This window comes from Allobosea sp. RIT-PG3_2, assembly GCF_057321085.1.
The window spans coordinates 832,660-848,132 of record NZ_JBXWCA010000001.1; the positions used below are offsets into that span (position 1 = coordinate 832,660).

Consider the following 15,473-nt stretch of genomic DNA (forward strand, 5'->3'; position numbering starts at 1 on the left):
TCGACCCGGGATCCATCGAAGGGCGTCGCGGCTGCATGGATCCCGAATCTCCGCTTCGCTTCGTCCGGGATGACGCGCGCGAATTGAACACGAAACGCTCTCCAACCGAGCGCATATCGCCATGGCCGAATTCATCGCCTATCTCATCGCCGGCATCGCCACGGGCGCGATCTACGCGCTCGCCGCGATCGGCTTCACGCTGGTCTGGCAGACATCGCAGACGATCAACTTCGCCCAGGGCGAGTTCGTCATGCTGCCGGCGGTGCTGATCCTGCTCGCGGTCAAGCTCTTCGGCCTGCCGCTCTGGGCTGGCGGCCTCCTCGGCATCGCGGTCTTTCTGCTGGTCTTCGGCGCGGGCTTCAAGCTCGTCGTGGTCGACCCGATGATCAAGCACGGGGTGCTGCCGCTCGCCATCGCCACCATGGCGCTGTCGATCATCATGAAGGAAGGCGCCAAGGACGGCTTCTCGGCGGAAGCGCAGAGCTTTCCCTCGCTGGTGCCGACCGACATGATCACCCTGCTGGGCGCATCGATCTCGCTACAGCATCTCGCGATCATCATCGTCGCCTTCGCGGCCATCGGCCTGCTGCAATGGTTCGTCGGCGGGACGAAGCTCGGCCGGCAGATGCAGGCGACAGCGCAGAACCCGACCGTCGCGCGCATCCTCGGCATCCCCGTGGAGCGGATGGTGCTGCTCACCTTCCTGCTCAATGCGGCGCTCGCCGTGGTGGCTTCGCTGCTGATCTCGCCGATCTACCTGGCGAAGTTCTCCAACGGCGAGACCATCGGCCTCTTCGCCTTCATCGCGGCCATCGTCGGCGGCTTCAACCAGGTGCGCGGCGCGCTCGTCGGCGGTTTGCTGATCGGCGTCGCAGACTCGCTTGCCGCGGCCTATGTCTCGTCGCAGTACCGGCTCGCCGTGCCGCTGGTGCTCCTCGTCGCCATCATCCTGATCAAGCCGGAAGGGCTGATGGGCCGCAAGGAGGAGCGCCGCGTATGAGCGCCCCCGCCCTGCAGAATCCTGCCGCCGCGCCGCGCCGCCCGGCCCGCCGGATCGACGCCGCGCTGATCGCGCTCGTGCTCGGCGCCGTCATCCTCTGGTTCGCGCCAGTGGGGATGGGCCGCTACGGCACCTATGTCCTCTCGCTCTGGCTCGTCATGAGCATCGGCGTGATGGGGCTGAACCTCACGCTCGGTTATGCCGGCCAGACTTCGCTGGCGCAGGCCGCCTTCATGGGTCTCGGCGCCTATGCCACCGCGATCCTGACCACGAAATACGGAGTGAGCTGGTATGCCGCCTTCGGCCTCTCGGGGTTGCTGACCTTCGCCGTGGGCATCCTGCTCGGCTTTCCGGCCCTGCGCGTGAGGACGCATTACCTTGCCTTCGTGACGCTCGCCTTCTCGACGCTGATCTGGCTCGTCCTGCGCAACGAGCAATGGCTGACCGGCGGCGTCTTCGGCATCTCCAACATCAACCGGCCCGACTTCCTCGGGATCAAGCTGTTCGGCGCGCTGGAATTCCACCGTTTCGTCGTCGTCGTGACGTTGATCCTGTCGCTGGCTTTGTGGTGGCTGATCCGCAGCCCCTGGGGACGCGCCTTCACGGCTTTGCGCGAGAACCCGGTACGGGCCGCGAGCCTCGGCATCGACACGCGCGCCTATACGCTGCTCGCCTTCGCGATCGGCTCGGCCTATGGCGGCTTTGCCGGCTCGCTCTATGCGCCGCTGGTCGAGTTCATCGACCCCTCCCCGTTCTCGCTGTCGCAGAGCCTGTTTCTGCTGCTGATGGTGGTGGCGGGTGGTGCCGGCTATCTCTTCGGCCCCTTCATCGGCGCGCTGCTCGGCGTCGTGCTGCCGGAATGGCTGCGCTTCGCCGGCTCGCTCTACCTCGTCATCTTCGCCACGATCGTTCTGGCGCTGCTGATCGTCTGCCCGCAGGGCGTGAGCGGGCTGTTCGAGCGCGGCTGGAATGCCCTCCGGCAAAAGACGGGAGGCGCGCGATGAGCCCGGTCCTCGAAGTCCACGACCTGCATAAGGCCTTCGGCGGCATCAAGGCGGTGAACGGCGTCTCGTTCTCGGTGAAGGAGGGCGAGATCCTCGGCATCATCGGGCCGAATGGTTGCGGCAAGTCGACCTTGTTCAATTGCATCCTCGGCCAGCTCGAACCGACGCAAGGTGCGGTCAAGCTGGACGGCCGCGATGTCACCAATATGCGCCCTTCCGATCTCAACCGGCTCGGCGTCAGCCGCACCTTCCAGCTGCTGCAGGTCTTCCCCGAATTGTCGGTGCGCGAGAACCTCATCCTTGCGGGCCAAGAGCATCAGGGCTCAATGCTCGGCCGGCTGTTCGGCGCGCGCGATGCGGGCCTGTCCGACAAGGCCGAGCAGATGATCGGCTTCTTCAAGCTCGGCCATCTCGCAGATGCCAAGGCGGGTGGGCTGTCCTATGGCCAGCAGAAGCTGCTGGATGCGGCGATGGCGTTCATGGCCGGCCCGCGCCTCGTGCTGCTCGACGAGCCGGCGGGCGGCGTCAACCTGACCATGCTGGGCGACCTCAAGGAACGACTACGCGCCATCAACGCCGAGCAGGGCGCGACCTTCGTCGTGATCGAGCACAACATGGATTTCGTGATGAGCCTGTGCTCGCGCGTGATCGTGCTGGCCGAGGGCAAGGTGCTGGCCGAGGGCACGCCGGCCGAGGTTCGTGCCGATCCGGCGGTGATCGAAGCCTATCTGGGGCACTAGCGCACGTCATGCTCGGGCTTGACCCGAGCATCTCCTGCAAGAGATTCTCGGGTCTGCGCTTCGCTCCGCCCGAGAATGACGCGGAAGGGAATGAAGACGAATGACCACACCCATCCTCGAACTCGACGGCGTGGTCGGCGGCTATGGCGCCATGACCATCCTGAACGGCACCAGCTTCGCCGTGAAGCGCGGCGCGATCACCACCGTCATCGGACCGAACGGCGCCGGCAAGTCGACCGTGTTCAAGGCGATCTTCGGGCTGCTCAAGCTGCGCGAGGGCAGCATCCGCTTCGACGGGCGCGACATCACCGGCTGGAACCAGCGCAAGCTGCTCGAAGCCGGCATCTGCTATGTCCCGCAGGGGCGCAACATCTTCCCCGAGCTGTCCGTGCGCCACAATATCGAGCTCGGCACGGTCGCCGCCGGCTCCGGCATCACCGACATGCCGCAGCGGATCGAAGCGGCGCTCGACCGTTTTCCCGCGCTGCGGCGGAAGGCCGACGCGCAGGCCTCGACGCTGTCGGGCGGCGAGCAGAAGCAGCTCGAGATCGTGCGCGGGCTCCTGCTCGATCCCAGGCTCGTGCTGATCGACGAGCCCTCGATCGGGCTTTCGCCGCTGCTGGTGCAGGAGACCTTCGGCATTCTGCAGGACCTGCGTGCCAAGGGCGTCTCGATCCTGATGGTCGAGCAGAACGCCCGCTCGGCGCTGGAGATTTCCGACGAGGGGCTGGTGCTCGAACTCGGGCGCACCCGCATGCAGGGTCCGGCAGCGGACATCCTGGCCGATCCGCGCATCGGCCAGCTCTTCCTCGGCGGTACGCTGACCGACGCCGCCTGATAAAACCTCCGTCGTCATTCCGGACAAGCCGCAAAGCGGCGCCGATCCGGAATCCATCAAAGGGCGGTGCGCTCTACGATGGATTCCGGGTCTCCGCTTCGCTGCGCCCGGAATGACGGAAGAGGGCTAGCCATTCCGCTTTGACAGCGACGCCCTCACCTGTCGGGATGGCGTGGGATTACGAGACCGGAGCCTCAAGCCCCATGAAGATTCGCGCCGCCGTCCTGAACGCAAGCCCTGTTGCGGCTCCTTATGCGCAGAGCCGCCCGCTCCGGATCGAGGAGCTCGATCTCGCCCCGCCCGGCCGCGATGAGGTTCTCGTCAGGGTTCGGGCGGCGGGCCTGTGCCATTCAGACCTCTCGGTCATCGACGGCAACCGCCCTCGCCCGGTGCCGATGGTGCTCGGCCATGAGGCGGCGGGCGAAGTCATCGAAACCGGCGAAGGCGTCGATGACCTCAAGCCCGGCGACCGGGTGGTGATGGTGTTCGTGCCGTCCTGCGGCCATTGCGCGCCTTGCGCCGAAGGCCGCCCTGCCCTGTGCGAACCGGGCAATGCCGCCAATGGGCGTGGCGAGATGCTCGGCGGCGGGCGGCGGCTCTCCGTCGACGGCCAGCCGGTGCATCACCATATCGGCGTATCCGCCTTCGCCGAGCACGCCGTCATCTCGCGCCGCTCGCTGGTCAAGATCGAAGCCGATATCCCCCACGAGATCGCGGCGCTATTCGGCTGCGCCGTGCTGACCGGCGTCGGCGCGGCGGTGAACACCGCTCGGATCAAGGCCGGCGAAACGGTTGCGGTGGTCGGGCTCGGCGGCGTCGGGCTTTCGGCTTTGCTCGGGGCGGTCGCCTGCGGCGCCTCGCGCGTGATCGCCGTCGACCTCGCCGACGACAAACTCGAACTGGCGCGGGCGCTGGGCGCGACCGATGTCTTCAACGCCGGCACTCCTGACGTCATCGAGGCGATCAAGCAGGCGACGAAGGGCGGCGTCGATCACGGGCTGGAGATGGCCGGTTCGGTCAAGGCGCTCGACCTCGCCTACCAGATCACCCGGCGCGGCGGCACGACGACGACGGCAGGCCTCGCCAATCCCGCCCATACGCTCTCGCTTTCGCCGGTGAGGCTCGTCGCCGAGGAGCGGACGCTGAAGGGCTCCTATGTCGGCTCCTGCGTGCCCTCGCGCGACATCCCGCGCTTCGTCGAGCTCTACCAGCGCGGACGGCTCGCCGTGGACAAGCTCTGGACCAGCTCGGGCAGCCTCGACGAGATCAACGAGGGCTTCGACGCACTGAACGAAGGCCGCACGATCCGGCACATCGTCAGGATGTAGTCCCGGTCCTTCCGTTCACGCCGTCATCCCGGGCGACCGGAGGGAGACCCGGGATCCATGCCTGAGCGCTTCCGAAGAAGGTTCAGGCATGGATCCCGGGTCGGCGCCGCGGACGCGGCTTATCCGGGATGACAGGGTGGAGCGGTGAAGACCCTCCTGCCCTCAACCGTGCTTGTGCACGATCGTCTTGGTCACCGCGAACTCTTCCAGCGCGATGAAGCCCTTCTCGCGGCCGTGACCGCTCTTGCCGGTGCCGCCGAAGGGCAGTTCGATGCCGCCGCCGGCGCCATAGCCGTTGATGAAGACCTGGCCGGCGCGCACGCGCTTCGAGACGCGCTGCTGGCGCCCGCCGTCCTTGGTCCAGACGGCGGCGACGAGGCCATAATCGGTGCCGTTGGCGGCCTTGATCGCGTCGTCCTCGTCCTCGAAGGGGAAGGCGGCGAGGACGGGGCCGAAGACCTCCTCCTGCTCCAGCCGGTTGCCGCGCGGCACGGGGCCGAACAGCGTCGGCGTGACGTAGAAGCCGCCATTCGGCACGCCCTGCGCGATCTGGCCCTGCGCGATCACCGGGATACCCGCCTCGCGGGTCTGGTCGATGAAGCTCTGGACGCGGCCGCGCTGCTTGGCGTTGATCACCGGGCCGCAATCGAGATCCATCTCCGGCGTGCCGGCCTGCAGCTTGGAGAACTCCTTGGCGACGGCCGAGACGACATCGTCATAGATGCTCTTCTGGACGAGCAGGCGGCTGCCGGCCGAGCAGGTCTGCCCGGTGTTCTGGACGATCGCCTTGCAGGCGATGGGCACGAGCGCATCGAGATCGGCATCCTCGAAGACGATCTGCGGCGACTTGCCGCCAAGTTCCAGCGTGCAGGGAATGAGATGCTCGGCGCAGGCGTGCTGCACCATCTTGCCGACCTCGGGCGAGCCGGTGAAGGACATGAAGCCGATACCGTGATGGGATGAGAGCGCCGCGCCCGCCTCATGGCCGCGGCCGGCGACGATATTGATCGCGCCGTCGGGGAAGCCGACTTCGGTTGCGAGCTCGGCAAGGCGGAAGGCGGTGGCGCTGGCATCCTCGGCCGGCTTCAGCACCACGGCGTTGCCCATGGCAAGCGAGGCGGTGAGCGAGCGGCCGAACATCTGTGCCGGGTAGTTCCAGGGCAGGATATGGCCGGTGACGCCATGCGGCTCGTGGATCACGCTGACGCTGTAGCCGTTGAGGAACGGGATGACATGGCCGTGCACCTTGTCGGCCGCGCCGCCATAGAACTCGAAATAGCGGACGGTGGCGTCGATATCGGCACGGGCTTGGCCCATCGGCTTGCCGGTATCGCGCGCTTCGAGCCTGGCGAGTTCGTCGTGGTGATCCTGGACCTTGAGCGCGAGCCTGGCGATCAGGCGCCCGCGCTCGGCCGCCGTCAGCCTGCCCCAGGCACCGTCGAAGACGGCGCGGGCGGCCTTGACCGCGACATCGATGTCGGCTGCGTTACCACAGGCGATGCGGGCGAATTCCTCGCCGGTGGCGGGGTTGAGCTTGGCGATGGTTTCGCCTGTCTGGCCAGGCACATAGCGGCCGTTGATGAAATGTTGATTCATGTTGGCTCCGATCGCTCTGGCCGGCGGCGCGGCCCCGGCGGAATCGCGCGGCAGGCTGCCGGCTGGGGGACCTCGGCGCAAGCTCGCGGCAGGCCGTGGCGCCCCGCAACAGGCGCAGGGCCGGCCGGCCAGCGCCTGTTTGACAGGCACGACGCGGCCCCGTTTTGCTGAAGACAGGATTACAGGAGAGGATCTGGACCGCCAATGACTGGGGCGCTTGAAGGAATCGTCGTTGTCGCGCTGGAGCAGGCCGTGGCCGCACCCACGGCCACCTGCAAACTCGCCGATGCCGGTGCGCGCGTGATCAAGCTCGAGCGGCCGGAAGGCGATTTCGCACGCGGCTATGACGGCTTCGCCAAGGGGCAGTCGTCCTATTTCGTGTGGATCAATCGCGGCAAGGAATCCTGTCGCGTGGACCTGCGCCGGCCGGGGGACCTGGCTCTCGTCGAGGCGATGATCGCTTCGGCCGATGTCTTCATCCAGAACCTCGCGCCGGGCGCGGCCGGGCGCCTCGGCCTGGGCAGCGCGACGCTGCGGCAGCGCCATCAGCGCCTCATCACCTGCGACATCTCCGGCTATGCGCCCGGCACGCCGCATTATCGACGCAAGGCCTATGACCTGCTGATCCAGGCCGAATCCGGCCTGGCGGCCATCACAGGCACAGCTGATTCCGGCCCCTCCCGCATCGGCGTCTCGATCGCGGATGTCGCCACCGGTCAAGCCGCCTATGCCGCGATCCTGGAGGCTCTGCTGCGGCGGGCGCGCACCGGCGAAGGCTCGGCGATCGCGCTCTCGCTGTTCGACACGCTCGCCGAGCTGATGAACGTGCCCTACATCACCCGTCGGCATGGCGGCGTCGAGCCGGCACGCATCGGCCTCGCCCATCCCTCGATCGCGCCCTATGGCGTGTTCAGGCTGCTCGATGGCGAGGTGCTGGTCTCGATCCAGAGCGAGCGGGAGTGGCAGGTCTTCGCCCGCGAGGTGCTGGAGAGCCCGGAACTGGCTGATGATCCGCGCTATGCTTCAAATGTGCTGCGCGTGGCGGCCCGTGCCGCGCTCGACAGCGCGGTGCAGGCGCGGCTTGGCCAGCGCCGCTTCACGGAGGTCACCGCGGCGCTCGATCGTCATTCCATCGCCTATGGCACGGTCTCGACGGTCGGCGATCTGATCGACCACCCGGCCGCCACCGCCCTGCCCGTACCGACACCGCGGGGGCCGATCGAGGTGCTGGCGCCGCCAGTCATCGTCGACGGCCAGCGCGTTACGATGCGGCCGGTGCCCGCGCTCGGCGAGCACGATGCCGCGCTGCGAACGGAATTCGCGGTCACTGTGGCTGCAAACCGCGCCTGAGGCGGCGGCCTCAAGCCGGGGCGACGAAGGGCTGCGAGATCTCGTGGAAGACGGGCAGCGCTTCGAGTGCAGCAGCATGCGCTGCCAGCGCCGGGATGTCCGCCTCGGCGACCAGACCCGGATGTGCCTCCCTGATGAAACGCAGCGCTACAGCCGCAGCGATGTCGGCGTGACTGATCGTATCGCCGAACCAATAGGGGCTCGTCCGGGCGGCGCGGTCGCGTTCGAGGGCGGCGAGCGTCGAGAGAATCTGGCTGCTGCAGCGCTCCGCCCAGACGGCGGACACCTCCTTGTGAAGCCGCAACTCATAGAACAGGCTGACGGCCTTCTCCGCTGCGCCCATGGCGAGTGCGGCGACGGCAAGAACATGGCGACGCATCGGGCCGGTGCGCGGACAGAGCGCGCGTTCCTCGCCAACGAGATCGTCGAGACAATCGATCATGCTGAAGCTGTCGAACAGGACTTCGCCGTCGTCGAGCACCAGCGTCGGCACCCGCATCAACGGGTTGAAGGCCCGGACGTGCTCGCCGTCGCCGAAGATCGACCAGGGGCGGTGCTCGAAAGCCAGGCCGTAGAGCGCCAGCGCGATGCCGACCCGGCGCACGAAGGGCGAGTCGTACTGGCCGATCAGGATCATCGCAGAGCCTCGTTCATCATGGTCTGAAAGAGTCACGGTTGACTCATCTTTCCCCTGTCATGGGCTCGCCGCAATGCTACCGTCCTGCTCCGGTGCGCAAAGCTGGAGCTGAACATGGCACACGGTCATCGGGCGCGGGGTCATCATCTCAACCGGCGCGAGACGCTGAAGGCCGGAGCCGTCATGGCCGCCAGCGCCGCCCTCCCTGCAGCGGCCCAGGCGCCGGCACGGCTGAAGCTGCGCGTGCTCGAAACCACCGACCTCCACGTCAACGTCGTGCCATACGACTATTTCCGCGACACGTCCGACGACACGGTCGGCCTCGCCAAGACCGCGAGCCTGATCAAGACGGCGCAGGGCGAGGCGAAGAACAGCCTGCTGTTCGACAATGGCGACTTCCTGCAAGGCTCCTCGCTGGGCGACTACATCGCGTACAAGAAGGGGCTGAAGGCCGGCGAGACCCATCCGATGCTCGCGGCCATGAACGCCCTGCCCTATCTCTGCGGCACGCTGGGCAATCACGAGTTCAACTACGGGCTCGAATTCCTCGACCACGGCCTCGCCAAGGCGGAGTTCCCGCTGGTCTGCGCCAATGTCGAACGCGTCGGCGGCGGCGCGCTGGTCGATGCCTGGCGGCTGTTCGAGCAGAGCTTCGAGGACGAGGCCGGGAAACGGCATGTCCTCCAGATCGGCGTGATCGGCTTCGTGCCGCCGCAGATCATGCAGTGGGACAAGGCGAACATCGACGGCAAGCTCGTCGCGACCGACATCGTCGACGCGGCCGAGAAGCACTTGCCGGACCTGCTCGATGCCCAGCCCGATCTCATCATCGCGCTCTGCCATTCCGGCATCGCCGGGGGTGATCGGCGCGGCATGGAGGAGAACGCGGCGCTGCATCTCTCGAAGATCGAGGGGATCGACGTCATCCTGACCGGCCATCAGCATCTGGTCTTTCCCGGCGGCAAGGCCTTCGACGGCATCCCCGGCGTCGACAACGTCAAGGGTGCGCTCAATGGCAAGCCGGCCTGCCAGCCCGGCTTCTGGGGCTCACATCTCGGCATCGTCGATCTGGAGCTGGAAAAGCGCGGCGAGCGCTGGCGCATCGCCGATTTCAAGGTCGAGGCCAAACCGATCTACGAGCGCACGCCCGATCGCAAGATCGTGCCGAAAGCTGCGGCCGAGCCGGCGATCCTCGCCGCCGTGAAGGCCGACCACGAGGCGACGCTGACCTATATGCGCGAACCGGTCGGCAGCACGGCATCGCCGATCAACTCCTATTTCGCGCTGGTGACGGACGATCCTTCGATCCAGATCGTCTCGGAGGCGCAGATCGCCTATGCCAAGCCGCTGATGGCGCAGACGCGCTGGAAGGATCTGCCGATCCTTTCGGCGGCAGCGCCGTTCAAATCCGGCGGGCGCGCCGGCCCGTCCTTCTACACCGATATCCCGGCCGGGCCGCTGGCACTGAAGAACATCGCGGACATCTATCTCTACCCGAACACCGTGCAGATCGTGAAAGTCACCGGTGCGGAAATCCGGGAATGGCTGGAGCGCTCGGCCGGAATCTTCAACCGCATCGATCTGGCGAAAACCGAAGAGCAGCCGCTGATCAACCAGGGCTTCCCGGCCTTCAACTTCGACGTCATCGACGGGGTGAGCTACCGGATCGACGTCACCCAGGCCTCACGCTACGACGGCGACGGCAAGCTCGTCGCCCCTGAAGCGCACCGCATCCGCGATCTTTCCTTCGAAGGGCAGCCGATCGACGAGCAGGCCAATTTCCTCGTCGTCACCAACAATTACCGCGCCTCTGGCGGCGGCAATTTTCCGGGCACGCGGACGACGATCGTGCTGGAAGCACCCGACCTCAACCGCGACGTCATCGTCCGTCACATCGTCGGCCAGAAGGCGATCGAGCCGAAGGCGGACGGCAACTGGTCGCTTGCGCCGTTGCCCCCGGGCATCAACGTCACTTTCGTCACCTCGCCGGCAGCGGCCGACAAGTTGCCGGCCAGCCTGAAGGCCGCCCCCGCAGGCGAAGCGCCGGAAGGTTTCATGAAGTACCGGCTCGCAGCAAAACTCTGAAATACTAGGAAAAACTCACACAAATTGCCGGCGAAACTACAGCTTCCACATACCGTTCCTTAATAGATTTTTATCGAGAATGGAGCGTTCGTCGGGTCAATCCAGACCCGACGACAGGGTGCTCCTCATGATCGTTGATGTTCACGAAAACGACATGACGATGAAATCGGAACTGGTGGCCGCACTTTATGCGACGCCCGGCACGATCCTCATCGGCACCGTGACCGTAACCGCGGTCATGATCGCGGCCGGACTGCTGACAGGCAACGACCCGCTCTTCTATGCGATGGCCGCCGGCATGATCGCGATCGGCGGCTTTCGCTACGCCTCGCATCGTCACTACAAATCCATCCGCCTCCCTTCCGCCACCGCGAACGACATCAGCCGGATCGAAAATCTCGCCATGGCGGGAGCCTGGTCGACGGCCGTGCTGATCGCCGCCTTCGGCTCCTACGCAATCCTGCGCTACACCTACGAACCCGTCGTCGTGCTCGCGGTCGCTCAGACGATCGGCTATCTCGCGGGCATATCTGGTCGCAACAGCTCGCGTCCGATGATCACGCGGGTGCAGGTCCTGGCCGCCGCGGCACCGTTCACGCTGGCTCTGCTCTGGACGCGAGACCCCGCCTATCTCGTCATCGCGCTGTCGGTGGCGCTGACCGCCGTGCTGACCTTTTCCAGCGCGCAGGTGATCCACCAGATCTTCCTGGCGCGCCTGCGCTCGATGCGGGAGCTGGAGCATCTCGCCGTCAACGACACGATCACCAGCCTCTACAATCGCCGCGGCTTCATGCGCGAGATCCGGGCCATGTCGGCCGCAGGCCGGCCGGTGACGCTGATCTCGATCGACATCGACCGGTTCAAGGGCATCAACGACAGCCTCGGCCACGATGTCGGCGATGCGCTGCTGAAAGCGGTCAGCGAGACGCTGATCACGGAAGTCGACGCCGGCGACATCGCCGCCCGGACCGGCGGCGACGAGTTCATGGTCGCCACCACCCGCAATGCCGAGCAGGCGTCTGCGCTCGCGGCCCGTCTCGTCATGTTGCTGGCGAGCCAGCGCATCATCGGCGGGCGGCATGTCATCGCCACTGCGAGCATGGGAATCGCGCCGGCCGGCTGCGCCCCCTCGATCGAAGAGGCGCTGAAATGCGTCGACATCGCGCTCTATCGCGCCAAGCTCGACGGACGGAACCGCTTCGTCCTGTATACCTCCGCCATTCGCGACGACCACGAGGACACCCTGGCGCTCGAAACCGAACTGCGCGAGGGGCTGCGCCGCGGCGAGTTCGAGCTGTATTTCCAGCCGATCTACAACCCGCGCTCGGGCACGGCGACGCTGGCCGAGGCTCTCCTGCGCTGGAACCATCCGCGCCGCGGCATGGTGAACCCGAAGGTCTTCATCCCCCTGGCCGAGCGGACCGGGCTCATCACCGTGCTGGGTTCCTGGGCACTGGGAGAGGCGATCCGGACCGCACTGACATGGCCCACCCATGTCGGCGTCAGCGTCAATGTCTCGGCGCGCCAGTTCGACCACGGCCATGACCTCGTCGGCACGGTCGAGGCGCTGATCCGGATGAGCGGCATCGAGCCGGAGCGGCTGACGATCGAGATCACCGAGAGCTCGCTGATCGACGATCCCGACCATGTCGTCTCGCGCCTGGTCGCGTTGCGTGCGCTCGGCGTGCGCATCGCGCTCGACGATTTCGGCACAGGGTACTCCTCGCTGAGCTATCTCGCGCATCTGCCGATCGACACGATCAAGATCGACCAGGCCTTCACCCAGGAGGTGGGGACCTCGCGCAAGGCCGATTCGCTGATGAATGTCATTACCCAGCTCGCCCACGACCTCGAGCTGCGCCTGATCGTCGAGGGCGTGGAAACGCGGGAGCAGCTCGAGATCATTAAAAAGCACGCAGTTCATGGCATTCAGGGTTTTGTTTTCGCTCGGCCGATGACAGCGGAGGAATTGCTGCCCATGATCGGCACTCGTGTAGCGACGGGACGGACGAGGGCGGCACGCCCGCGCTCCGGCTGGCGCAAGTCGGATCGCTTCAGCCAAGTTGCCTGAAACGCTCCGGCTGCAGACGCCCGCGCGAGCCGGAGGCCTTGGATGCAGCGCCCGAACTATCCGAGCGGGAAGGATCTGCTGAGCGCCGATGCCGTTTCGCGCTTCGACCTCGACGACATCATCGAACGGGCCGAGCGGTATCTGCGCGAGGAAGACATGGAGAAAGCCGGGCTTCCCCTTCCCGAGCAGCCGCCTGCGCCGCGCCGGCGGCCGAAGGTGATCGCGACGCTGTTCGACCAGCGCAGCACGCGCACGCGGCTCGGCTTCCAGGCCGCGGCCGCCCGGCTCGGCCACCAGTCGATCGATGCCTACGACACCGACCGCAGCCGCATCGGCAGCGCGACGGGCGAGTCCATCGAGGACCACATCCATACCGTCGAGCTCTACAGCGATCTGATCGTGGTCCGCTCGCATATGGAAGACATGCCCTACCGCGTCGGACGGCTGAGCTATCTGCCGGTCATCAACGCCGGCAACGGCGCCGACGAACACCCGACCCAGGCCCTGATCGACATCTTCGCCATCCGGCAGATGCGCGGTGAAATCGAGACCCTCAGCATCGCCCTTTCCAGCGACACGCGGGCGCGCTTCGCCGTCTCCTTCGTCAAGATGCTCAGACTCTGCCCGCCGAAGCGCTTCACGCTGTGCTGCCTGCCCGACGTGCCGATCAACCCGGTGATGCGCGAGGCCATGGCCGTCCTCGCCGATCTCGGCAGCACCGTCGGCGTCGTGCACGACATCCGGCAAACGCTCGACCACGATGTTCTCAGCATCCAGATGCAGGACATGAGCAGGTTCGCGCATGCCGCGCTCGGCAACGAGGCCGTCGACAAGGAAAAGGAAAGCGAACCCTTCACCCTCACCGCCCGCAAAATCCTGGATGCCCGGTCAGACACGCTGATCCTCAACCCCCTTCCGCGCTTCTCGGAGCTCGACACCTCATGCGACAGCCTTCCGAACGCAGGCTATTTCCGCCAGGTTCAGCTCTCGGTGCCGACACGGATGGCCATACTGGACCGCATGCTGTCGGGCATCCCGTGGACCGGACAGGCCGACAGTTTCCGGCGTTCCTCGGGTGGATGAGCGCCTACCTCGCTTCCTACCTCGCCATCGCCCTCTCGATCCGCCTCCTGGCGGGCTATCTCACCATCATCGAAATCGGCCTTCTGCGCTCGATCGGCAGCCTCGCCATTGCCAGCTCCATCGTCTGGGCGAGCGGCGCCGGGCGTCTGCGGAGCTTCCTGCCCACAAGGCTGCGCGACGACATCATCCGCAGCGTGCTGCATCTTGTCGGCTCGCTGGCGCTGATCTGGAGCCTGTCGCATCTGCCGCTGACGCTGGTCACCACCATCGAGTTCACCGGCCCGCTTGTCGCTGCGATCCTGCTGTTCCTGACGTTGCGCCGGAGGCCCGGCGCCGTCCCCGCGCTCGGCCTGGCTCTTCTCGCGATCGGCATCGGCCTGCTGCTCCTCAAGCTGAACGCCGTGCCCAACAGCGATATCGCGATCGCAGTCGGCGCGGTCGCCGTCCTGACGACGACCAATCTCATGCTGGCCGGCCTGGCCATGCATCGCAGCACATTGTCCATCGTGGTGCTGATGCATGCGATCCAGCTGCCGCTCTACCTGCTGCTCTGGTTTGCCGTGCCGGAGCAGTGGTCGCCGCCCCCGCAGCCTTACCGCCTCGCCTTTCCGGCGCCCGAGCTTGCCGTGATCGGCGGAGCGGTTCTGGCGCTGATCGTCGGCGGTTTCGTCTCGCAGGCAGCGCTGGCCAATGCCTCGCGCCACGCTACGCCGCTCCAGCTTTGCAGCGCGGACACGCTGCGCGTGCCATTGATCACTCTGGCGGCCTATCTGGTCCTGGCGGAGCTGCCGCCGATGGACCTGCTGCTGCCCGGGCTTGTCGTCCTGTGCGGCGTCGTCGTCGCCAGCCTGCCGCAGCAGGCCGGCTCCAGAGTTCGGCAGCGGCCGGCAGACAAGCCCGGCCGGCTGCCCGGGGTCAGTTCGCGATCTCGAAGACCACGTTGACCTGCGTGCGATAGGTGTTCTCGCCGCTCGCCAGCGGAACCGAAGCGTCGCTCGCCGCCATCCGCATCGGCCCTCCATAAGGCATCGGACGCGGCAGGTTCGACTGCTCCTCGATCGCCAGGATCCGGCCGAGCTTGATGTCGGCGGCCTCGGCCAGGGTCTTGGCCCGGGCGATGGCATCGGCGACCGCGAGCTTGCGTGCCTCCGTCAGGGTCGGCTTGAGGTCGTCCTTGACGAAGACGATGCCGCCACCCTGGTTGACTCCGAGGCTGACCGCCTTGTCGAGGATGGCGCCGGCATCGGCGAGCTTGCGGACACGGACCGTCACGCCGTTGCTGACGGTGTAGCCGTTGATCTTCGGCTCGACATTGCGCTCCTTGCCGGGCTGGGCAAAGCGCGGCTGGATGCTCAGGCCAGAGGTCTGCAGGTCGCGTTCGGCAACCCCGGCTTCCTTGAGCGCCGCCAGCACCTGCTTCATCGCGTCATTATTGGCGGTCAGCGCGGCACGCGCCGTCTCGCCCTCGCGCAGCACGGACAGGTTGAGGATCGCCATGTCGGGCGCGACAGCAACCTCTCCCTCGCCGGTCACACTGATGCGCGGCGCGGGCTGCGGGCCGGCCAGGTTCTGCTGGGCCATCGCGGAGGCGGAAAACAGCGCGGCAGCGCTGACGAGGACGGTTCCGGCCAAAGCGAAGGCAAGGCGATTCGACATGATGACTCCTGATGCTCCCGGCATTCGATCGGCCGGGCAGCTCATCCGAGCAGGGACATCTTGTCGAAATTATCACGGCATGCCC

13 protein-coding genes are annotated in these 15,473 nt (G+C 66.6%); 10 read left to right on the top strand and 3 right to left on the bottom strand.

The annotated features are described in order from the left end of the window. Positions 1-121 precede the first annotated feature (121 nt). The 5 genes from AC2FAN_RS03760 (at position 122) to AC2FAN_RS03780 (ending at position 4,910) form a co-directional block, all read left to right on the top strand. On the top strand, positions 122-1,000 hold the full coding sequence (locus tag AC2FAN_RS03760; protein WP_485172756.1) for a branched-chain amino acid ABC transporter permease: 879 nt from the start codon (positions 122-124) through the stop codon (positions 998-1,000). Beyond that, positions 997-2,004: a branched-chain amino acid ABC transporter permease gene (locus AC2FAN_RS03765; RefSeq protein ID WP_485172757.1), complete on the top strand. Its 1,008-nt coding sequence runs from the start codon at positions 997-999 to the stop codon at positions 2,002-2,004. The genes AC2FAN_RS03760 and AC2FAN_RS03765 overlap by 4 nt, the downstream gene beginning before the upstream one ends. Continuing rightward, positions 2,001-2,744: an ABC transporter ATP-binding protein gene (locus AC2FAN_RS03770; RefSeq protein ID WP_485172758.1), complete on the top strand. Its 744-nt coding sequence runs from the start codon at positions 2,001-2,003 to the stop codon at positions 2,742-2,744. Before AC2FAN_RS03765 ends, AC2FAN_RS03770 begins: the two co-directional genes overlap by 4 nt. Positions 2,745-2,844: 100 nt before the next feature. After that, on the top strand, positions 2,845-3,582 hold the full coding sequence (locus AC2FAN_RS03775; protein ID WP_485172759.1) for an ABC transporter ATP-binding protein: 738 nt from the start codon (positions 2,845-2,847) through the stop codon (positions 3,580-3,582). A 203-nt stretch (positions 3,583-3,785) separates the two neighbouring features. Further along, positions 3,786-4,910, top strand: a complete 1,125-nt coding sequence (locus AC2FAN_RS03780) for a zinc-dependent alcohol dehydrogenase family protein (protein ID WP_485172760.1) — start codon at positions 3,786-3,788, stop codon at positions 4,908-4,910. 162 nt (positions 4,911-5,072) lie between these two features. On the opposite strand, the gene AC2FAN_RS03785 is transcribed toward AC2FAN_RS03780, so the two are convergent. Beyond that, the gene (locus AC2FAN_RS03785) at positions 5,073-6,506 is read right to left on the bottom strand and encodes an aldehyde dehydrogenase family protein (protein WP_485172761.1); all 1,434 of its coding nucleotides are present in this window, start codon (positions 6,504-6,506) and stop codon (positions 5,073-5,075) included. Positions 6,507-6,710: 204 nt separating this feature from the next. Here AC2FAN_RS03785 and AC2FAN_RS03790 point away from each other — a divergent pair, with 204 nt between their 5' ends. Further along, positions 6,711-7,856 carry a CaiB/BaiF CoA transferase family protein gene (locus AC2FAN_RS03790; protein ID WP_485172762.1) on the top strand — a complete coding sequence of 382 codons (1,146 nt, stop codon included), beginning with the start codon at positions 6,711-6,713 and terminating at the stop codon, positions 7,854-7,856. A gap of 10 nt (positions 7,857-7,866) precedes the next feature. Here the strand turns inward: AC2FAN_RS03790 and AC2FAN_RS03795 are convergent, their stop codons facing one another. Next, positions 7,867-8,493, bottom strand: a complete 627-nt coding sequence (locus tag AC2FAN_RS03795; protein WP_485172763.1) for a glutathione S-transferase family protein — start codon at positions 8,491-8,493, stop codon at positions 7,867-7,869. A gap of 114 nt (positions 8,494-8,607) precedes the next feature. Here AC2FAN_RS03795 and AC2FAN_RS03800 point away from each other — a divergent pair, with 114 nt between their 5' ends. From AC2FAN_RS03800 to AC2FAN_RS03815, 4 genes are all read left to right on the top strand, one after another. Beyond that, positions 8,608-10,578, top strand: coding sequence for a bifunctional 2',3'-cyclic-nucleotide 2'-phosphodiesterase/3'-nucleotidase (locus AC2FAN_RS03800; protein WP_485172764.1), 1,971 nt, complete (start codon positions 8,608-8,610; stop codon positions 10,576-10,578). Positions 10,579-10,732: 154 nt separating this feature from the next. After that, the gene (locus AC2FAN_RS03805) at positions 10,733-12,649 is read left to right on the top strand and encodes a putative bifunctional diguanylate cyclase/phosphodiesterase (RefSeq protein WP_476807037.1); all 1,917 of its coding nucleotides are present in this window, start codon (positions 10,733-10,735) and stop codon (positions 12,647-12,649) included. Positions 12,650-12,691: 42 nt separating this feature from the next. Next, positions 12,692-13,732 (top strand): aspartate carbamoyltransferase, encoded by a 1,041-nt coding sequence (locus AC2FAN_RS03810; protein ID WP_265052756.1) that lies wholly within the window; start codon positions 12,692-12,694, stop codon positions 13,730-13,732. Then, entirely contained in the window at positions 13,729-14,676 is a 948-nt protein-coding gene (locus AC2FAN_RS03815; RefSeq protein WP_265052755.1) for a hypothetical protein, read from the top strand. Before AC2FAN_RS03810 ends, AC2FAN_RS03815 begins: the two co-directional genes overlap by 4 nt. On the opposite strand, the gene AC2FAN_RS03820 is transcribed toward AC2FAN_RS03815, so the two are convergent. Next, the gene (locus AC2FAN_RS03820) at positions 14,648-15,388 is read right to left on the bottom strand and encodes an SIMPL domain-containing protein (protein WP_265052754.1); all 741 of its coding nucleotides are present in this window, start codon (positions 15,386-15,388) and stop codon (positions 14,648-14,650) included. The genes AC2FAN_RS03815 and AC2FAN_RS03820 overlap by 29 nt on opposite strands. Positions 15,389-15,473: the final 85 nt, after the last annotated feature.